Origin of the sequence: Magnetospirillum sp. UT-4 (assembly GCF_902729435.1) — a bacterium.
In the GTDB taxonomy this organism is placed as follows: Bacteria; Pseudomonadota; Alphaproteobacteria; order Rhodospirillales; family Magnetospirillaceae; genus Magnetospirillum.
Map to the genome: position 1 here is coordinate 35,825 of NZ_LR746524.1, position 19,142 is coordinate 54,966.

Below are 19,142 nucleotides of genomic sequence, written 5' to 3' on the forward strand. Positions count from 1 at the left end.
GGATCTGAGCCATGACCAAGACCATGTCCTACTATCCCGGGTGCAGCTCGCAGGCCTCGGCCGTGCACCTGGACAAGAGCCTCCGCGCCGCCATGTCCAAGCTGGGCGTGCAGTTGCGCGACGTCGAGGATTGGAACTGCTGCGGCGCCTCGGTCGGCCACATCGAGGGCGGCCATCTGGGGATGTTCGCGCTGAACGGCCGCAACCTCGCCGCCGCCCAGGCCGCGGGACCCGAGGACGTGGTGACGCCCTGCGCCGCCTGCTACCTCAACACCCACTACCACAACGAAAAGATCCGCGAGAACGAGCAGATCAAGGCCGAGGTCAACGAGGCCCTGGCCGCCGGCGGCAAGTCCTATGACGGCTCGCTGCACGTCCGCCACGCCTGCGAGGTGATCGTCAACGACATCGGCATCGACAAGGTCAAGGAAGCGGCGGTCAAGCCGCTCACCGGCCTCAAGGTCGCCGGCTGGGTCGGCTGCCAGACCGTGCGCCCGTTCGCCAAGACCGAACGCGGCGGCATGTTCGACACCTACGACGATCCCCAGTTCCTGGACGACTTCATCACCGCCTGCGGTGCCGACGCGGTTCCCTTCAAGGGCAAGACCAAGTGCTGCGGCGGCTCGGTCAGCGTCATGAGCCCCGACAAGACCCTGCACCTGATGAAGGACATCCTGGACGAGGTGAAGTCCTCGGGCGCCGAGGTGGTGGTCACCCCCTGCCCGCTGTGCCAGACCAACCTGGAAATGTACCAGCCGCAGATCAACGCCAAGTTCGGCACCGACTTCAACTTCCCCGTCATGTTCTATTCCCAGCTGATGGCGGTCGCCTTCGGCCTGGATGGCGACAAGGATGCCGGCCTCAACCAGCACCTGATCCCGCCGCAGCCGGTCATCGCCCGGGCGAAGTAGTCCAAGGGGGGCTTACGCCTGGGACCAGGGGCCGCGCGCCGCAAGGCAGCGCGGCCCTTCTTGTCAGGGGCCTTGATAACACCGGCGCGCGTCCCTATCCTGCCGGAAAGGAATTTCCTTACGGGCGGGCGTCGCCATGATCACCAGCAAGCTGACCAGCAAGGCGCAGACCACCATCCCGCAGGCGGTGCGGACGGCGCTCCACCTGAAGGAGGGCGACGAAATCGCCTATGCCATCGAGGACGGAAGGGTGGTGCTGACGCGCGTTTCGACCGAACCGGCGGAGGACCCCTTCGCCACCTTCGGCGAGTGGGCCTCGGATGCGGACCAGCGCGCCTATGCCAGCCTTTGACGCCTGGGACGTGGTCAAGGTCCCCTTCCCCTATACCGACCGGCCGGTCCGGCAGCGGCGCCCGGCGCTGGTCGTCTCCGCCGCCGGCCTCCAGCAGCAGCACGGCCTGCTGTGGGTGCTGATGATCACCAGCGCCGAGAACCGCGGCTGGCCGGGAGACGTGCCAATCGCCGACCTGACCGGCGCCGGCCTGCCCGCTCCGTCGGTCATCCGCACGGCGAAGATCGCCACCATCGAGGCCAAGGACGCCGAACGGATCGGCAGCCTGGAGCCCGGCGCCCGACAGGCGGTGCGGCAGCTCCTGCTGGCCGGGCTGGCGTCGGCGACGAACTGACCCGGCCCTACCGCCGCCACGCCAGCAGCGCCGCCCCGGCCAGGGCCGGGATGGCGGCCAGGGCGTAGGTGGCGGTGTAGCTTCCGGTCAGCCCCTGCAGCGCGGCGAAGGCGGGCGGGCCGACCAGGACGCCGCCATAGGTGAAGAACAGCGAGGCACCGGTGACGCGGGGGATCTGACCGGGCGGGGCGGCGTGGGCGACCTCGGCCAGGTAGACGCCGTTCCAGCCCAGCGCGGCGGTGCCATAGCACACCAGCACGCCATAGACCGCGACGACCGGCGACCCGGCGGCCAGCGCCCCGGTCGCCACGGCGAAGCCGGCGGTGAACAGGCCCAGCCCGATCAGCGTCGGCCGCCCGCCGGCCAGCCGGTCGGCCACCAGGCCCGACAGGATGCGCCCGGCCACCCCGGTCACCTGCACCGCCGACAGCAGCAGGCCGGCCTCGACCAGGGTCCAGCCCAGGTCGGCGACCAGCATGGTGACCAGGAAGGTGGACAGCGACAGCTGCACCGCGGCATAGGCGAAACCGGCCAGCGACAGGCCGCGCAGCGCCGGCGCGCGCCAGATCACCGCCAGGCCCTCGAACGGATTGGCCTTCAGGGGCGCCGTGGGGTCGCGGTCGGCATCCCAGGCCGCCCGCGCCGGCATCACCGCCGCCGCCAGCCCCAGGCCGAGCACCGCCACCGCCGCCGGCGCCGCCTGCCAGCCGAAGGCGACGGTCAGGGCCGGCGCCATCAGCCCGGCCACGGTGCCGCCCAGCGGCACCCCGGTCTGCTTGATGGAGAACACCAGGTTGCGATGCCGTGCCGCCGCCCGCTGGGCCAGCAGGTGCGACGCGGCCGGATTGGTCATGCCGTAGCCCAGCCCCACCAGCACCGCCCCGGCCAGGATGGCGGGCAGCCACGCCACCGCGTTGGCCAGGGTTCCGGCGCACATCAGCAGCAGCGCCAGCTGGGTGGTGCGGGCAGCGCCCAGGCGGCGGACCAGCACCGCCCCCATCAGCGAGGTAAGCATGGCCATGCCGTAGGACAGGCTGATCCACCACCCCACCAGCCGCGCCGGCACCCCCAGGGCCGGCGCCATTTCGGGGGCGATGGCCGGCAGGGTCAGCATGGCCAGCGCCACCAGCGCCTGGGCGGTGGTGGTGACGGCAAGCACCGGCAGGACGGTCTTCAGCGCGGACATGGAACCGGCTTGTGCACCGGCTCGGGGTCGGCGGTCAACCGCCGCCGCCGCAGGGCGGGGTTGCGTCCGCCCCCAGCGCGACATAGGGTGCGGCCATGAAGCTGTTCGGCATCGTCGGCTGGAGCGGCAGCGGCAAGACCACCTTGCTGGTCCGCCTGATCCCCGCCCTCACCCGCCGCGGCATCGCGGTGGCCACCCTGAAGCACACCCACCACCCGCGGGCGCTGGGCGGCGGCGCGTGCGAGGTGCTGGCCGAAGCCGGCGCGGTGGAGACGGTGACGGCATCGCCCGAACGCTTCGCGCTGATCCGCCACCACCACCAGGGGCCGGAGCCGGACCTGGCCGATCTGGTGCCCCGGTTCGTTGGCATCGACCTGCTGCTGGTGGAAGGCTTCAAGTTCGCCGGCATGCCCAAGCTGGAGGTGTGGGACCCGGCGCTGGACATGCCGATGCTGGCGCTTTCCGATCCCCATGTCGCCGCCCTGGCCAGCGACGCCCCGGTGGACGCCCCCGCGGTTCCGCTGTTCCGCCGCGACGACATCGCCGGCATCGCCGCCTTCGTGCTGGAAACCTGCGGTTTGTCCTGACCTAGGCGCGGCGGAAGAAGTGGGGGTCGGACAGTGTCGGCACCGACACGGTCAAGGATTCCGTTCCACTTCCTTCCTTGTCGAGGTGTGCATGGGGCGGCTCTGCCGGAAGCTGAAATATTCTTGCCACAACCCAAACAGAAGATTGAAAAGGACCAATCTTTACGAAGCGGTCACCAACCTTGACAGGCGGCTTTCTCAACACGTTTTTTACTCCTTGTCCACATGGCCACTTGGAGGCTCGGCCATCAGCGTACCTACATACACCAGATTCGTGGCGTTCTCTGCAAGCGTCAAAATGTTCATTGCCCGAGGAAGACGACTAGGGTTAAATTGCCGGAAGGGGTAACGCTCCAATACGAACGGCCAGGGACGATGCGCCGATGAAGGTGCTGTTGGTGGATGACCACGCGCTGTTTCGGGAAGGGATCCGTCTGGTCCTCGAAAGCCTTGTCGATGCCCCCATCGAAGTGACCGAGGCGAGCGATTTCCTCCAGGCGCTCGAGGCGGTGCGGGCCGATCCGTCCATCGAAATCGCGCTGGTCGATCTCTGCATGCCGGGCATGGACGGCTTCACCGGTCTGGAGGCGCTGCGCCACGCCGCCCCCGATACCCACACCGTGGTGGTCTCGGCCTCCGAGGACCCCGAAGACGTGCGCCGCGCCTTCACCTGCGGAGCAGTGGGATACATCACCAAGGGCTCATCGACCGCCTCGATGATGGAGGGCATCCGCACCGTGCTGGGCGGCGAGTCCTATCTCAGCCCCAACATCCGCCTTCCCGACTCGCCCGAGGCGCCGCGCCGCCGGCCCGTCAGCGAGCCTGCCGCCACCCTGCTGACCCCGCGCCAGCGTGACGTTCTGGGCATGCTGCGCCATGGCAAGAGCAACAAGGAGATCGCCCGCGATCTGGACCTGGCGGAGATCACCGTGAAGCTGCACGTGACCGCCATCCTGCGCGCGCTGGGGGTCGAAAACCGGACCCAGGCCGCCATCCTGGCCGCCCGCATGGGGCTGTAGGCCGCCCGCCTACCCCGCCGCTCCGGCGGCCAGCACCACCCGGTTCCTCCCGCCGGCCTTGGCCGCGTACAACGCCCGGTCGGCCCCCTGCAGGAGCATGTCGAGGGAATCCCGCGCACCCGGATTGACGCCGATGCTGACGCTGAGCGGTACCGCCTGCTCTCCCGCCACCACCTCCAGGTCCGCCACCGCGGCGCGCAGACCGTCGAAGAACGTCGCTGCCTCGTCGTCCGCCATGTGCGGCACCAGCATGCAGAATTCCTCGCCGCCCATGCGGGCCAGCAGGTCGCCGGGACGGACGTGGCCGGCCAGGACCGCCGCCACCGCCTTCAGCGCCACATCGCCGGTGTGGTGACCCCAGGTGTCGTTGATGCGCTTGAAATGATCGATGTCGATCATGGCTGCGGTCAGAGGTCCCCTGCAGGCCAGCATGGGGGCTGCGGCGGCGAAGAAATGGCGGCGGTTGTAAAGGCCGGTCAACTCGTCCCGGGTGGCCAGGTCGCGCAGCCGTCCGATGGTCTCCAGCGCCGCCACGTTGAGCTCGATGCGGCAGTGGAACTCCTCGCGCTCGAACGGCTTGACCAGGAAGTCATCGGCCCCGGTCTTCAGGAACCGGGCCGAGAGCAGGCCGCTGTTGCTGGTGCTGTTGCTGCCCGAAATGCCGATTACCGTCACTTCGGAGCGCGGGCGCTCCCGGCGCAGCCGGCGCACCATCTCGATGCCGTCCATGTTCGGCATGTCGAAATCGGTCACCACCAGGCTGATGTCCCGGTTCCCCAGCGCCAGCGCCAGACCCTCGGCGCCGTCGGCGGCCTCGACCACCCGGTAGTGATGCAGTGCCAGCAAACCCGCCACCTGTTGCCGCGTGGCGCGGGAATCATCGACCACCAGGGCGGTCAGCGACCGGTTGCGTTCGAGCCGGCGGACCAGATCGACCACCGCCTCGATGCAGGCCGGTCCGTCCTTCGGCACGTAATCGACCACCGGCATGCCCAGGATGCGCTGGCGCAGTTCGGGATCGAACAGGCCGGTCACCACCACCACCGGCAGCCCCCGGCCGACGAAATGCTCGACCACCCCGGTTCCGGCGCAATCGGGCAGGGACAGGCCGGTCACCACGGTGACGCGCTCATCGGCGTGCCGCGCCAGGGCGGCATCGGCCTCGGCCAGGCTGCCGGCGATGGTCACTTCCAGGCCCAGGCGGGACTCGACCGCGTGCGCCGCCATGCGGCCGAACGCCCGGGAATCCTCGACCACCAGCACGCGCGTCGGCTGCCCCATGGCCGCGACCTCCCCAAAGATGGTCCAGCCTACACCATTCGGCGTGGCGAAGGCAGCACCATCATCGGCTTGGCGGCAGACGGGGTGTTCAGGTCCCCAGGCCGCAAATCTGGCGCAGCGTCTGCAGCCGCTTCAGCGCCCAGCGCAGCCGTTCGCGCTGCTGGCGCGGCAGCCGGCGCGGGTCGATGCGGGCCGAGGGCGCCAGCCCGGCATCGATGTCGGCCAGCTGCTGGTCGAGCAGGGTCCACAGCACCGTTTCCTCGACCGCCAGGAAGTCGCGCAGGTCGTCGTCGTGCAGCAGGCCCTTGGCGGCCAGGGCGGTGAAGCGCTCGCTGGTGCCGGTGGCCTCGATATGGGCGCGGATGGCGCGGAAGCGCGCCGCCGACACCAGCGGCAGCAGGCCGGCCTTCTTGGCGTTGAGTCGTCCCTGCCGGGTCGAGAAGCCGCCGAAGAAGTTCAGCGACGGGTCCATATGGGCGACGTGCTGGGCCAGGTACTGCATGAAGAACGCCGATTCCGACGCCCGCTGCACCGCCCAGGCGCGCAGTTCCTCGGCCAGGGCGCGATCGCCCCAGACCGGCTGGAAGTCGAAGAAGATGTCGCAGTACATCACGGTCTGGTTCTCGACCGCGTACACCCACTGGCCGACTTCGTGCTTCCACTCGTCCAGGCTCTTGCGCCACTTGGCCTCGCGCGCCATCACCCCGCCGTCGCAGAAGGGGATGCCGGCCTCGTTGAGCATCTGGTTGACGCGCTTGCCCAGCTCGGCGAACCAGACGTCCTCGGCCGGCGTGCCGGCGTGGACGATGGCGTTGTCCTGGTCGAACACCAACAGGCTCTCGCCGCGCCCGCCCGATCCCAGCACCAGCAGGGCACAGGGCGCCGGGGCGCCGCCCCACCCGTCTTCGGCCATGGCCGCCTCGGACAACTGGGCGGCGCGCGTGGTGAGATCGCGCACCACCAGGGCGATCACCGCGGCGATGCCGGTGGCGCTCACCCCCTCGCCCAGCAGGCCACGGGCCAGGCCGGGCAGCGCCGCCATGACGGCGCGCATGTCCTCGGGGCCCTGCGCCTGCTCGACCGAATCGCCGATGCCCAGCGCCTGGCTCGCCCGCACCTTCAGCAGGGCGCGGCCGGTGACCATGCCGATGGGGCGATTGTCCGCGTCAACCACCACCAGGTGGCGGTAGCCCATGCGGGTCATCTTGCCCAGCGCCACGTAGACGAAGGCATCCTCGCGCACCGAGGCGACCGGACGGGTCATCACCTGGCCCAAAGTCGCCTCGATCCCCGGGCAGCCGCCGGTCGACAGGATTCGCAGCAGATCGCGTTCGGTGAAGATGCCGGCCGCGCGCCCGGCGGCATCGACGCCGACGATGGACGACACCCGTGTCTCATGCATGCGGTGGATGACGTCGCGGAGCGGCACGTCCTCGGCGGCGGTGAGCACCGGCGTGCTCATCACCTCGCGCAGGCGATGACGATAGGGAAAGCTGTCGATGCGGGAAAGCGCCGCGAGGTCGGTCATGCGGGAGCCACCGAAATGCCCCGGCCCATGTGGGCGGGAAGGCGATACCTTTGGATGAGACAGAGAACCACCCTTCCGGACCCACCCGAAAGTCGAGTTCGAACACACGTTCGGGCGGATACTGGATCTTGTGTCAACAAAGAACCCATTGTGCGGCGCAATATTTAAGGAAAACTGAAGGCTACTTCAAATCTTACTGAAACTTTGTTTTACATTACTACAGCCGTCAACAGTTCACACCAGAGACTATAAACATATATCTTTAATCATTAAAGTACATATGCGGCAGCTATGGAGTTGACGTCATGGTAGGCGGATGTTAATGACAGCGAAAGCTTCGAGCAAGCTGCACGGGCATGCCGTCTGCGCATAGGTACCCCGTGCAATTGCGCGCAGGCCAAGAACCGGCTGAATGCCGGCACCCATAAGGACGAGTCGCCCGCCACAGGGGCAAGGCGACCGGGAAAGTGGAGGGTAAAGTGACACAAATTCCCAGCAACAAGGATGCGAGCGCGCATATCTGGAACAACCCGAAGTTTCACGAGCTGGTGCGCAAGCGCACCGTCTTCGCGTGGACCCTCTCGGCGGTCATGTTGGCGATCTATTTCGGCTTCATCCTGCTGATCGCCTACGGCAAGTCGTTCCTGGGGCAGTCCCTGTCCGGCGGCGTGACCACCATCGGCTTCCCCATCGGCGTCGGCGTCATCCTGTCGGCCATCGTGCTGACCGGCATCTACGTCCGCCGCGCCAACGGCGAGTTCGACGAGCTCAACCGCCAGATCATCGAGGAAGCCCACTGATGACCATCAAGACCACCGCATTCGCGGCAATCCTCGCCACTGGCGGGATGCTGGCCGCGACCGCCGCTTTCGCCGCCGGCGCCGATCTCGGCGGGGCGGAGAAGCAGGCGACCAACTGGCACGCCATCATCATGTTCGTGCTGTTCGTCGGCATCACGCTGGCCATCACCTACTGGGCCGCCCGCAAGAACAAGACCGCCGCCGACTTCTATGCCGCCGGCGGCGGCATCACCGGGTTCCAGAACGGCCTGGCGATCGCCGGCGACTACATGTCGGCGGCCTCGTTCCTGGGCATTTCGGCTCTGGTCTACAGCTCGGGCTATGACGGCCTGATCTTCTCGGTGGGCTGGCTGGTCGGCTGGCCGATCATCCTGTTCCTGATCGCCGAGCGCCTGCGCAACCTGGGCAAGTTCACCTTCGCCGACGTGGCGGCCTACCGCCTCGCCCGCGAGCCGGTGCGCATCTTCGCCGCCATCGGCGCCCTCATCGTGGTGATCTTCTACCTGATCGGCCAGATGGTCGGTGCCGGCCAGCTGATCAAGCTGCTGTTCGGTCTCGACTACATCATGGCGGTGATCGCGGTCGGCGCGCTGATGATGATCTACGTCACCTTCGGCGGCATGACCGCCACCACCTGGGTGCAGATCATCAAGGCCTGCCTGCTGCTGGGCGGCGCCACCTTCATCGCCTTCGGCGTGCTGAGCAATTTCGGCTTCTCGTTCGAGGCCATGTTCGCCAAGGCGATCGAGGTTCATCCCAAGCACGGCGCCATCATGGCCCCGGGGTCGCTGGTCACCAATCCCATCGACGCCATCTCGCTGGGTCTCACCCTGATGTTCGGCACCGCCGGCCTGCCGCACATCCTGATGCGCTTCTTCACCGTGCCGAACGCCAAGGAAGCCCGCAAGTCGGTGTTCTACGCCACCGGCTTCATCGGCTACTTCTACATCCTGACCTTCATCATCGGCTTCGGCGCCATCACCATGGTCGCCACCAATCCCGAATACATCGATGTGGCGAAGGGTGGCCTGAACCTCAAGGGCGGCAACAACATGGCCGCGGTGTGGCTGTCCCACGCCATCGGCGGCGACCTGTTCCTCGGCTTCATCTCGGCGGTTGCCTTCGCCACCATCCTGGCGGTGGTGTCGGGCCTGACCCTGGCCGGGGCGTCGGCGATCTCGCACGACCTCTACGCCAACGTGTTCATGCACGGCCGCGCGTCCGAGAAGACCGAGGTCATGGTCTCCAAGTTCGCCAGCCTGGGCCTCGGCGTCATCGCCGTGCTGCTGGGCATCGCCTTCGAGAAGCAGAACGTCGCGTTCATCGTGGCGTTGACCTTCTCGATCGCCGCCTCGGCCACCTTCCCGGTGCTGGTGATGTCCATGTTCTCCAAGTCCCTGACCACCAAGGGCGCGGTGATCGGCGGCTATATCGGGCTGATCGGCTCGGTGGGCGCGGTGATCCTGTCCAAGGTGGTGTGGGTGCAGAGCTTCGGCTTCGCCGAGCCGATCTTCCCCTACGTGTACCCCACCCTCTTCACCATGCCCGCCGCCTTCATCGGCTGCTGGCTGTTCTCGAAGATGGACAACAGCGCGCGGGCTCAGGCCGAACGCGCCTCCTACGACGCTCAGGCGATCCGGTCCGAGACCGGCCTGGGTGCCGAGGGTGCCGCCGCCCACTAAGAATCGGCGGAACCAAAAAACTGCCGGGGTCGTCCGCAAGGACGGCCCCTTTTCTTTGGTGCTCCGTCGTCCGCAAGGACGGCCCCTTTTTCTTTGGTCCCTTGCCTACCGCCCCAGCAGCAGCGCCAGCATGAGTGTGCCGAAGGCGATGCGGTACCAGGCGAAGGGGGCGAAGCCGTGGCGGCCGATGAAGGCGATGGCCGCCTTGACCACCACCAGGGCGGCCAGGAAGGCGGCGGCGAAGCCGGCGGCGATGACGGCGCCGTTGTCGAAGGACAGCTGCGCCCAGTTCTTGTAGAGCGAGAACGCCGTCGCCCCGGCCATGGTGGGAATGGCCAGGAAGAACGAATATTCCGCCGCCGCCCGGCGTTCCACTCCCATCAGCAGCGAGCCCATGATGGTGGCACCCGAGCGCGACACCCCGGGAACCATGGCCAGGCACTGGAACAGGCCGATGCGCAGCGACAGCGACAGCGGGAAATCCTCCACCGCGAACACCGCCGGCTTCCTCACCAGCCGCTCGATGGCCAGGATGACGATGCCGCCGGCCACCAGCGCCATCGCCACCACCACCGGCGAATCCAGCAGCGCCCGGATCCATTTGTAGGCCACCGCCCCGATCACCATGGCCGGCAGGAAGCCGACCAGGATGTTGCGCAGGAACGCCCGGGCGCGCGGATCGGTGCCGGCCGCCAGCACCGCCCCGGTCAGGCGTCGCCAATAGACCACGCACACCGCCAGGATGGCGCCCATCTGGATGACGATCTCGAAGGTCTTGCCCGGCGGCCCCTGGAAGCCCAGCAGATCGCCCAGCAGGATCAGGTGGCCGGTGGAGGACACCGGCAGGAACTCGGTCAGGCCCTCGACCAGGCCGAGCAGCAGCGCTTGCAGGAAGAGATCCATGGGGTCCTTGCAGGGTGGGTTGAACCGGCGGGCGGGATGATGGACGACCCCCGGCCGCGGTGCAATCGCCATCCCGGCCTGCCCGTCCGGCGCACGGCACCGCCCCGGCCGGCGGGCGCAGCCGGGCGGGCTTGCCCCATCATCCGCGCCGCCCACCTGCCCGCCATGCGCCCAACCCCCGCCCTGGTCATGATCGCCGCCCTGCTTGCCGCCTGCACCCAGCGGCCGCTGCAGACCGCCCGCGACATGGAGCCGCCGCCGCTGCCCGGCGCCGCCATCCCGGCCCGCGGCGACCTCGTCCTGCCCACGGGCTACGACGCCCGCCCCATGGCGGCGGGCCTTGTTGATCCGCGCGCCATCCTGTTCGACGCCGCCGGCCGTCCATTGGTGGTGGAGGGCGAGCCGGCGCGGCTGACCCGGGTCGAGGCCGACGGCAGCCTGACGTCGCTGGCACAGGGCGGCGGCAACGGGCCGTGGAGCGGCGGCGCCACCCTGGACGGGCGCATCTACGTCGCCGAGTCGGGCGGCCCGCTGGGCGGCCGCATCCTGGCGGTGGCGATGGACGGCACCGTCTCCCCGCTGCCGGTGGAGCTGCCGGGCGGCGGTCTGGTGGGGCCGCTGGCGGCCGGCCCCGACGGCTGGCTCCACGTCGCCGTGGCGGCGCCGGCCTCGGACCCGGGCATCCCCTGCCAGGACCGTCCGGGCATCATTGGCCGGCTGCCCTGCACCGGCGCGGTGCTGCGGATCGCCCCGGCCGGCGGCCGGATCGCCTTGCATTCCTGGGGCTGGCGCGCCCCGACGGCACTGGCCTTCGCCGCCGATGGGCGGCTGCTGGTGGCCGACCGCGAGGCCGAGGGCGGCGCCGGACTGCACCGCGCCGTCGCCGGGGTGTGGTACGGCTGGCCCGATACCGCCCGGCAACTGGCCCTGACCGATCCGGAACTGGCCGACCTGCCCAATCCGCCGCCGCCGCCCCTGGCCCGGCCGGCGGGCGCGGTGGCGGCGCTGGCGACCGGCGCGGCACCCGACTTCGGCGGCGGCGACGACGTGTTCGCGGCGCTGAGCGGGCCGGCCGGAACCGGCCAAGGCGGCACTGGCACGGTGGCCTTCGCGGACATCGGTGGCGGCACCGTCGTGCCCTTCGCCGCCAACCTGGCCAGCCCGCAGGCGCTGGCCTTCCCGGCCGCCGGCGATTCCTTGTGGGTGGCCGATGGCGGCAGCGGCACCCTGTGGCGCATCACCCGCCATCCCGCCGCCGGTACTGCCCGCTTGCCGCCTGCCGCGGCATCGGCTACACCCCAGGCGAACGACCGGAGTTTCGCCGCGTGGACCGCATCACCCGCCAGGCCGCCGCCGCCTTGTGGATCCTGCCCCTGGCCTTCGTCCTGCTGCTCGCGCTGATGCTGTGGGTGAGCCTGCCGCTGTGGCAGGTCTTCAACCTAGACCCCGACTATTACTACCTGCTCAACGGCCTGCGCCTGCTCGAAGGATTGGCGCCCACCGATCTCAGCCATCCCGGCACGCCGGTGCAGGTGATCATCGCCCTGGTGCTGCGCCTGGCCACCCTGGGGATGTCGGCGGCCGAGGCGGTGGAGGCCGTGCTGCGCGACCCCGAGCCCTATCTGGTCGCCGCCACCCTGGCCCTCTACCCCTTCGTCGCGGTGGCGCTGTACGTGCTCGGCCGGGCCGTCCACCGCGCCACCGGCAGTCTGTGGCCGGCGCTGCTGGCGCAGTCGTCGCCGTTCCTGTCCATGATCATCCCCAAATTCGGCCTGCACGCCAAGCCCGAGCCGCTGCTGATCGCGGCGGCGGCGCTGCTGGCGGCGGCGGCCTTCTCGGCGGCCCGGGCGGGGCGGACCAGCGATCGCCATGCGGTGCTGATGGGGGTGGCGCTGGGCTTCGGCATCGCCTGCAAGGTGCAGTTCGCCGCCCTCGGGCTGGTGCCGCTGTTCCTGCTCGACGGGCGCCGGCTGTTGGTGGTCTATCCCGCCGCCATCGCCGCATCTGTCCTGGTGTTCACCGCGCCGGCGCTGCCCAACATCGACCTGTTCCTCGATCTGTGGGGGCGCATCCTCACCCATTCCGGCGCCTATGGCGGCGGCGGCGAGGGCATCGTCGATCCTGGCCGCTATCCCCGCGCCGTCCTCAAGATGTTCAGTTCCAAGCTGATCCTGTCCGCCACCCTGCTGGCGGCGGCGGCGGTGCTGGTCCTTTACGTCCGCCTGCGCCGGCGCGGCCTGATGGAAGCCGATCCGCTGGCGCGGGTGCTGGCCGGGCTGGCGCTGGCGGCGGTCTCCACCTTCGTCATGGTCGCCAAGCAGCCGGCCGCCCATTACCTGGTTCCCGCCCTGATGCTGACCGGACCCATGCTGGCGGCGCTGTGGGGGCTGACCCGGACGCTGGCGCCGGCCCGGGGACATGGGCGGGCGTGGAGCGCGGTGGCGGCGGTGCTGGTCCTGCTGACGCTGCCGGCCGCCTGGCGCCAGACCGCCGAGCTGGCGGACTGGACCCGGGGCGCCCGCAGCCTGGACATGAACCGGTTCAAGGGCTGCGCCAAGATTTTCTATGATTCCGCCTCGTCGCCCACCTACGCCCTGCAGCGCGGCGACATGAACGCGCAGGCGCGCTACTCGCCCCGCCTGGCGGAGTGGATGCCGGCCGACGAATATTCGTGGTTCGTCAACGACCACACCTGGTGGAAGGAAGGCCTGGTGCGCTGGGCCGTACCCCAGCGCCTCGACGAGGTGATGGCCGCTTATCCCTGCGTGGTCTTCCGCGGCAGCCAGCCATGGAACCTGCTGGACCGCATGCACAAGGCCATGCCCGGCTTCACCTTCGACCAGCGTTGCGAGGCGGGCGAGGAGAGCGTGTTCACCAAGGGCGTCTCCTGTAAGCCCTGAACCAAGCCCGCGCGGCGCCTGAGCGGGCCCGGCACGGGCCAGGGCACAGCGCTTCCGCCGTAGGCGGAAGTGCCCCAAAAGTATCTCGCTATTGCAAAAAGATGGGAACCCGATAGCCTTTCGGACGGGGTCATAGGGATCAGGGGAAGCACATGCCGGCCAAGGCCATAACCATCGCCCAGCAGAAGGGCGGCGCGGGCAAGACCACCATCGCGGCGCAGCTTGCCGTCACCTTCGCCCACCAGGGCCGCAAGGTCGGCCTGGTCGACATCGACCCGCAGGGCTCGCTGGCCGCCTGGTACGACATCCGCAAGATGCTGGTTGACGAAGCCGGCGGCGGCATCACCTTCATCCAGGCGTCGGGCTGGCGGCTGGCGACCGAGCTGGACCGCCTGCGCCGGGGCGTCGATCTGATCCTGATCGACAGTCCGCCCCATGCCGAGACCGACGTGCGCATCGCCGTGCGCGCCGCCGACCTGATCCTGGTGCCGATGCAGCCGACGCCGCTGGATCTGTGGGCGACCCAGCCGACGCTGGACATGGCGAAGAAAGAGAAGAGCGCGGCGGTGATGGTGTTCAACCGCACCCCGCCCAAGGGCAAGCTGGTGGACGCGGTGCGCCGCAAGATCATCGAGGCCGAGATGCCGGTGGCGGCCACCGTGCTGGGCAACCGCGTCGCCTTCGCCGCCAGCCTGATGGAGGGCAAGGGTGTGATCGAGACCAATCCGCGCCATACCGCCACCAAGGAAATCAAGGCCCTGGCCGACGAGATCGCCGGCCGCATGGGGCTTTAGACGGAGAAACCATGATCGCCTTCGTCCTTGCGCTTGCCATCCACACCCTGGCCTCGGTGGTCTGGGTCGGCGGCATGTTCTTCGCCCACATGATCCTGCGCCCCTCGGTGTTGGAGATGGCGCCGGCCGACCGCCTGGCGCTGTGGAGCCGGGTCTTCCCCCGCTTCTTCCGCTGGGTGTGGGCATCCATCGCCGCCCTGCTGGTCACCGGCTACGGCGTGCTGCTGCTGGGCTATCGCGGCGGCATCGCCGGCGGCGCCCTGCACATCGACATTATGCAGGCGGTGGGGCTGGTGATGATCGGCAATTTCACCTACCTCTACTTCGGCCCCTACGCCACCTTCCGCCGCCGCCTGGCCGAGGGCGACCTGCCCGGCGCCGCCGAATCCCAGGGCCGCGTGCGCATGATCGTCACCGTCAACCTGGTGCTGGGCCTGTTCACCACCGCGGTGGGCGCCACCGGCACCTTGTGGGCCTACTGAGATGACCGGCTTTTCCGACGACGACGTCCAGATCCTGGCCAAGGACACCGTCTTCAAGGGCTATTTCCAGATCGACCGCTACCGGGTGCGCCACCGCACCTTCGCCGGCGGCTGGACCGGCGAGATCGTGCGCGAGATCTTTGAGCGCGGCCACGCCGTGGTGGTCCTGCTCTACGACCCCGACCGCGAGGAAGTGGCGCTGATCGAGCAGTTCCGCACCGGCGCCCTGGCGGCCGGCTGGTATCCGTGGCTGATCGAGTGCGTCGCCGGCATCATCGACGAGGGCGAGACCCCCGAACAGGTGGCCCGCCGCGAGACCGTCGAGGAAGCCGGCACCGAGGCCGCCGACATGGTCGAGGTCGGCGGCTACCTGGTCACCGCCGGCGGCTCGTCGGAAACCGTGCGGCTCTACTGCGCCCGCGTCGATTGCAGCAAGATCGCCGGCCTGCACGGCCTGGAGCACGAGGGCGAGGATATCCGCGTCTTCACCGTCCCGGTCGAGGAGGCCTACGCCATGACCAAAGACGGCCGCATCAACAACAGCATGGCGGTCATCGCCATCCAATGGCTGATGCTGGAACGCGACTCCCTGAAGGCCCGCTGGGGCTGCTGATCCCCCCCCCCCGCACTCCCCTCCCCTTGATGGGGAGGGCCATCCTATTTTGCCCCCCTCCCCTTGATGGGGAGGGGTTGGGGGTGGGGTGGAGTCGCACACTCCAACGCCGACGCGGTTCCCCCCCCACCCAACCCTCCCCCACCAGGGGGGAGGGCTTTTTTCGCGCCGTATTTTACATCCCTCGCATCCTTGCGCACGGCGACAATCCACATTAGGCTATCCGAGAATGTGAATTGTCCGAGAAGAACACCATGACCGATATCCGCGACGGCTTCACCGCCACCATCGGCAACACCCCGCTGATCAAGCTCAGGCGCGCCTCCGAGGCGACGGGGTGCACCATCCTGGGCAAGGCGGAGTTCCTCAATCCCGGCGGGTCGATCAAGGATCGGGCGGCGCTGGCCATCATCGAGGATGCCGAGGCGAAGGGGCTGATCCGGCCCGGCGGGCTGATCGTCGAGGGCACGGCGGGCAATACCGGCATTGGCCTCACCCTGGTCGGCAATGCCCGCGGTTACCGCTCGGTGATCGTCATGCCCGAGACCCAGAGCCAGGAAAAGAAGGACATGCTGCGCCTCATCGGCGCCGATCTGCGCCTGGTCCCGGCCGCCCCCTATTCCAATCCCGGCAACTACGTCCGCTATTCCGAGACCCTGGCGGGCGAGCTGGCGGCCACCGAGAGCAACGGCGTGCTGTGGGCCAACCAGTTCGACAACACAGCCAACCGCGAGGGCCACCGCCGCACCACCGGGCAGGAGATCTGGGTCCAGACCGGCGGCAAGGTCGATGCCTTCACCTGCGCGGTGGGGACCGGCGGCACCCTGGCCGGCGTGGGCATGGCGCTGAAGGAGCGCAACCCGGCGGTGCGGGTGGTGCTGGCCGATCCCATGGGCTCGGCCCTTTACAACCACTATGCCAAGGGCGAACTGAAGGCCGAGGGCGGCTCCATCACCGAGGGCATCGGCCAGGGCCGCATCACCCGCAACCTGGAGGGCGCGCCCATCGACGACCAGGTCCGGGTCACCGACGACGAGGCCCTGCGGGTCATCTTCGGCCTGGTGCGCGAGGAAGGGCTGGTGCTCGGCGGCTCGTCGGGCATCAACGTCGCCGCCGCCATCCAGGTGGCGCGGCGGCTGGGGCCGGGACATGTGGTGGTGACAGTGCTGTGCGATTATGGTACCCGCTACCAGAGCAAGCTGTTCAACCCGGCCTTCCTCAGGGAGCGCGAGCTTCCGGTCCCGGACTGGCTGGCGTAGGGGCGGCACAACGAAAAATCGACAAGGGGTGACCGCTCAATGAGCTATGCCAATCCGGAGGCGATCGTCAGCACCGAGTGGCTGGCCGACCATCTGTCCGCGCCCGACGTGCGCGTGGTCGATGCCAGCTACTACCTGCCGATCCAGAACCGCGACGCGCGCGAGGAATACGACGCCGAGCACATCCCCGGCGCGGTTTTCTTCGACATCGACGAGATCGCCGACGACAAGACCGACCTGCCCCACATGGTGCCGGCGCCCGAGAAGTTCGCCAGCAAGGTGCGCAAGCTCGGCCTGGGCAACGGCAACCGCGTCGTCATCTACGACGGCACCGGCTTCGCCAGCGCCGCCGCCCGGGTGTGGTGGATGTTCCGGCTGTTCGGCCACCGCGACGTGGCGGTCCTCGACGGCGGCTTCCCCAAATGGCTGCGCGAGCAGCGGGCGGTCGAAGACCTGCCGCCGATCCCGCGCGACCGCCATTTCATCCCCCACGTCAACCACACCCTGCTGCGCGACTTCGACCAGGTGAAGGCCAATCTCGGCTCGGGCCGCGAGCTGGTGGTCGACGCCCGCGCCCCCGGCCGCTTCACCGGCACCGATCCGGAACTGTGGCCGGTCAAGAACGGTGGCCGCATTCCCGGCTCCATCAACCTGCCCTTCGCCGATCTGATCGACGAGCGCAACCGCACCATGCGGTCGGCCGAGGAGCTCAAGGCCCGCTTCGACGCCGCCGGCATCGAGCCCTCGAAGCCGGTCATCACCACCTGCGGCTCGGGCGTCACCGCCTGCGTGGTGGCGTTGGGCCTGCATCTGATCGGCCATACCGACGTGTCGGTCTATGACGGCTCGTGGGCCGAATGGGGCAACCGCGACGACGCACCGTTCGAGAAGGGCTGATTGCCCCCCGGCCTGCCCCTTGAGAGCGCGCCCCTCCGCCATTGATGTGGAGGGGCGCGCTCCCTACGTCAGGAGCAGGCAAGCCCGACACGAAAGGTGTCCCCCATGATCGCACGCAAGCGCGCCAAGGCCGTCGCCCACCGGCAGGCCGTCCCGTTCGCCGCGCCGCTGGCGGTGCTGATGCTGGCGGCGGCAATTCTGGCCCTGCCCGGCTGCAACACCGTCTCGGGCGTCGGCGAGGACATCGAGGCGGCCGGACGCGGCCTCGACCAGACCTCCGAGAGCACCCAGGAAAAGCTGGACAGCGATTCGCAGAACCCGGACGGCACCTACCAGGCCGGCCAGTATTAGACCTCGGCCCCATTAGCCCTTGGAATCGGGGCGGCGTTGGTGCCACCATCGGCGTCCATCCGCCCGACTCCCTGGGAGCCATGAAGAACGACACCAAGCTGGTCCATGCCGGCCGTCACCCCGAGCAACAGTTCGGCGCGGTCAATCCGCCGGTCTACCACGCCTCGACCATCCTCCACCCCTCGGTGGCGGCCATGGAAGCCAGCGGCAAGACGCCTTTCGGCGGGGTCCGCTACGGCCGCTTCGGCACCCCCACCACCTTCGCCTTCGAGGAAGCCATGGCCGCCGTCGAGGGCGGTCACAAGACCGTCGCCACCTCGTCCGGCCTGGCCGCCATCACCGGTGCCCTGCTCGCCTTCCTGAAGGCCGGCGACCATCTGCTGATGGTCGATTCCACCTATTTCCCCACCCGCAAGTTCTGCGATTCGGTACTGGCCGGCCTAGGGATCGAGACCACCTATTACGACCCGCTGATCGGCGCCGGCATCGCCGGGCTGATGCGCCCCGAGACCCGGGTGGTGTTCACCGAATCGCCGGGCTCGCTGACCTTCGAGGTCCAGGACGTTCCGGCCATCGCGGCGGCCGCCCATGCGGTTGGCGCGGTGGTGATGATGGACAACACCTGGGGGGTGCGCACCTTCCAGCCGTTCCGCCACGGCATCGACGTCTCCATCCAGGCCTGCACCAAATACGTGGTCGGCCATGCCGACGCCATGCTGGGGGCCATCACCCTGGGCGATGAGGACACCTGGCTGCGGGTGAAGACCTCGGTGGCGGCGTTCGGCCATTCGCCGGGCGCCGACGAGCTGTATCTCGGCCTGCGCGGCCTGCGCACCCTGGGCGTGCGCCTGGCCCGCCATGCCGAGACCGCGCTGCGCTTATGCACCTGGCTGGAGGGGCGGCCCGAGGTGGCGCGCGTGCTCTACCCGCCGCTGCCCTCGGATCCCGGCCATGCGCTGTGGAAGCGCGATTTCGACGGCGCCTGCGGCCTGTTCGGAGTGATCCTGAAGCCGGCGGCGAAGGCGGCATTGGATGCCATGCTCGACCATTATGAGCACTTCAACCTGGGCTTCTCGTGGGGCGGCTTCGAAAGCCTGGTCATCCCCACCACCGGCCATTCCATCATCCGCACAGCCACCGCCTGGCGGCCCGAGGGTCCAAGCCTGCGCTTCCATGCCGGGCTGGAGGATGCCGACGACCTGCTGGCCGACCTCGAGGCCGGCTTCGCCCGGCTGAACGCGGCGGCCTGACGCCCGCAACTGA

General features: G+C 69.0%; 20 protein-coding genes. 16 read left to right on the top strand and 4 right to left on the bottom strand.

Features of this window, described 5'->3' with window-relative positions; translation table 11 throughout:
* The first annotated feature begins 11 nt into the window (after positions 1-11).
* The 3 genes from MTBUT4_RS17910 (at position 12) to MTBUT4_RS17920 (ending at position 1,597) form a co-directional block, all read left to right on the top strand.
* A complete protein-coding gene (locus tag MTBUT4_RS17910; protein ID WP_173981074.1) occupies positions 12-911 on the top strand; it encodes a CoB--CoM heterodisulfide reductase iron-sulfur subunit B family protein in 900 nt (299 codons plus the stop codon).
* A gap of 136 nt (positions 912-1,047) precedes the next feature.
* Positions 1,048-1,263: a type II toxin-antitoxin system PrlF family antitoxin gene (locus MTBUT4_RS17915; RefSeq protein WP_173981075.1), complete on the top strand. Its 216-nt coding sequence runs from the start codon at positions 1,048-1,050 to the stop codon at positions 1,261-1,263.
* Entirely contained in the window at positions 1,250-1,597 is a 348-nt protein-coding gene (locus MTBUT4_RS17920; RefSeq protein WP_173981076.1) for a type II toxin-antitoxin system PemK/MazF family toxin, read from the top strand. Before MTBUT4_RS17915 ends, MTBUT4_RS17920 begins: the two co-directional genes overlap by 14 nt.
* A gap of 7 nt (positions 1,598-1,604) precedes the next feature.
* On the opposite strand, the gene MTBUT4_RS17925 is transcribed toward MTBUT4_RS17920, so the two are convergent.
* Positions 1,605-2,783, bottom strand: a complete 1,179-nt coding sequence (locus MTBUT4_RS17925) for an MFS transporter (RefSeq protein ID WP_173981077.1) — start codon at positions 2,781-2,783, stop codon at positions 1,605-1,607.
* 95 nt (positions 2,784-2,878) lie between these two features.
* Here MTBUT4_RS17925 and mobB point away from each other — a divergent pair, with 95 nt between their 5' ends.
* Both mobB and MTBUT4_RS17935 read left to right on the top strand, forming a co-directional pair.
* Positions 2,879-3,370: a molybdopterin-guanine dinucleotide biosynthesis protein B gene (gene mobB / locus MTBUT4_RS17930; RefSeq protein ID WP_173981078.1), complete on the top strand. Its 492-nt coding sequence runs from the start codon at positions 2,879-2,881 to the stop codon at positions 3,368-3,370.
* A 383-nt stretch (positions 3,371-3,753) separates the two neighbouring features.
* Positions 3,754-4,389, top strand: a complete 636-nt coding sequence (locus MTBUT4_RS17935) for a response regulator transcription factor (protein WP_173981079.1) — start codon at positions 3,754-3,756, stop codon at positions 4,387-4,389.
* A gap of 9 nt (positions 4,390-4,398) precedes the next feature.
* On the opposite strand, the gene MTBUT4_RS17940 is transcribed toward MTBUT4_RS17935, so the two are convergent.
* Both MTBUT4_RS17940 and MTBUT4_RS17945 read right to left on the bottom strand, forming a co-directional pair.
* Positions 4,399-5,670 (bottom strand): diguanylate cyclase, encoded by a 1,272-nt coding sequence (locus tag MTBUT4_RS17940; protein ID WP_173981080.1) that lies wholly within the window; start codon positions 5,668-5,670, stop codon positions 4,399-4,401.
* A gap of 88 nt (positions 5,671-5,758) precedes the next feature.
* Positions 5,759-7,198, bottom strand: coding sequence for a DUF294 nucleotidyltransferase-like domain-containing protein (locus tag MTBUT4_RS17945; protein ID WP_173981081.1), 1,440 nt, complete (start codon positions 7,196-7,198; stop codon positions 5,759-5,761).
* 488 nt (positions 7,199-7,686) lie between these two features.
* Between MTBUT4_RS17945 and MTBUT4_RS17950 the strand changes: the two genes are divergently transcribed.
* Both MTBUT4_RS17950 and MTBUT4_RS17955 read left to right on the top strand, forming a co-directional pair.
* Positions 7,687-7,998, top strand: a complete 312-nt coding sequence (locus MTBUT4_RS17950) for a DUF485 domain-containing protein (RefSeq protein ID WP_173981126.1) — start codon at positions 7,687-7,689, stop codon at positions 7,996-7,998.
* Positions 7,998-9,680, top strand: a complete 1,683-nt coding sequence (locus MTBUT4_RS17955) for a cation acetate symporter (protein WP_173981082.1) — start codon at positions 7,998-8,000, stop codon at positions 9,678-9,680. Before MTBUT4_RS17950 ends, MTBUT4_RS17955 begins: the two co-directional genes overlap by 1 nt.
* A gap of 105 nt (positions 9,681-9,785) precedes the next feature.
* Here the strand turns inward: MTBUT4_RS17955 and MTBUT4_RS17960 are convergent, their stop codons facing one another.
* Entirely contained in the window at positions 9,786-10,583 is a 798-nt protein-coding gene (locus tag MTBUT4_RS17960; protein ID WP_173981083.1) for an undecaprenyl-diphosphate phosphatase, read from the bottom strand.
* Positions 10,584-10,619: 36 nt separating this feature from the next.
* Between MTBUT4_RS17960 and MTBUT4_RS17965 the strand changes: the two genes are divergently transcribed.
* The 9 genes from MTBUT4_RS17965 (at position 10,620) to metC (ending at position 19,129) form a co-directional block, all read left to right on the top strand.
* The gene (locus MTBUT4_RS17965; protein ID WP_173981084.1) at positions 10,620-11,984 is read left to right on the top strand and encodes a hypothetical protein; all 1,365 of its coding nucleotides are present in this window, start codon (positions 10,620-10,622) and stop codon (positions 11,982-11,984) included.
* Positions 11,909-13,483, top strand: a complete 1,575-nt coding sequence (locus MTBUT4_RS17970) for a hypothetical protein (protein ID WP_173981085.1) — start codon at positions 11,909-11,911, stop codon at positions 13,481-13,483. The genes MTBUT4_RS17965 and MTBUT4_RS17970 overlap by 76 nt, the downstream gene beginning before the upstream one ends.
* 152 nt (positions 13,484-13,635) lie before the next feature.
* Positions 13,636-14,277, top strand: coding sequence for a ParA family partition ATPase (parA, locus tag MTBUT4_RS17975; protein WP_173981086.1), 642 nt, complete (start codon positions 13,636-13,638; stop codon positions 14,275-14,277).
* An 11-nt stretch (positions 14,278-14,288) separates the two neighbouring features.
* Entirely contained in the window at positions 14,289-14,759 is a 471-nt protein-coding gene (locus MTBUT4_RS17980) for a CopD family protein (protein ID WP_173981087.1), read from the top strand.
* 1 nt (position 14,760) lies between these two features.
* The gene (locus MTBUT4_RS17985) at positions 14,761-15,372 is read left to right on the top strand and encodes an NUDIX domain-containing protein (protein WP_173981088.1); all 612 of its coding nucleotides are present in this window, start codon (positions 14,761-14,763) and stop codon (positions 15,370-15,372) included.
* A gap of 254 nt (positions 15,373-15,626) precedes the next feature.
* Positions 15,627-16,631 carry a cysteine synthase A gene (locus MTBUT4_RS17990; protein WP_173981089.1) on the top strand — a complete coding sequence of 335 codons (1,005 nt, stop codon included), beginning with the start codon at positions 15,627-15,629 and terminating at the stop codon, positions 16,629-16,631.
* Between the two features lie 39 nt (positions 16,632-16,670).
* Complete coding sequence (locus tag MTBUT4_RS17995; RefSeq protein ID WP_173981090.1) at positions 16,671-17,528, top strand: sulfurtransferase; 858 nt, start codon at positions 16,671-16,673, stop codon at positions 17,526-17,528.
* Positions 17,529-17,633: 105 nt separating this feature from the next.
* Positions 17,634-17,879 carry an entericidin A/B family lipoprotein gene (locus tag MTBUT4_RS18000; protein ID WP_217424207.1) on the top strand — a complete coding sequence of 82 codons (246 nt, stop codon included), beginning with the start codon at positions 17,634-17,636 and terminating at the stop codon, positions 17,877-17,879.
* Positions 17,880-17,959: 80 nt separating this feature from the next.
* Complete coding sequence (gene metC, locus MTBUT4_RS18005; RefSeq protein WP_173981091.1) at positions 17,960-19,129, top strand: cystathionine beta-lyase; 1,170 nt, start codon at positions 17,960-17,962, stop codon at positions 19,127-19,129.
* Positions 19,130-19,142: the final 13 nt, after the last annotated feature.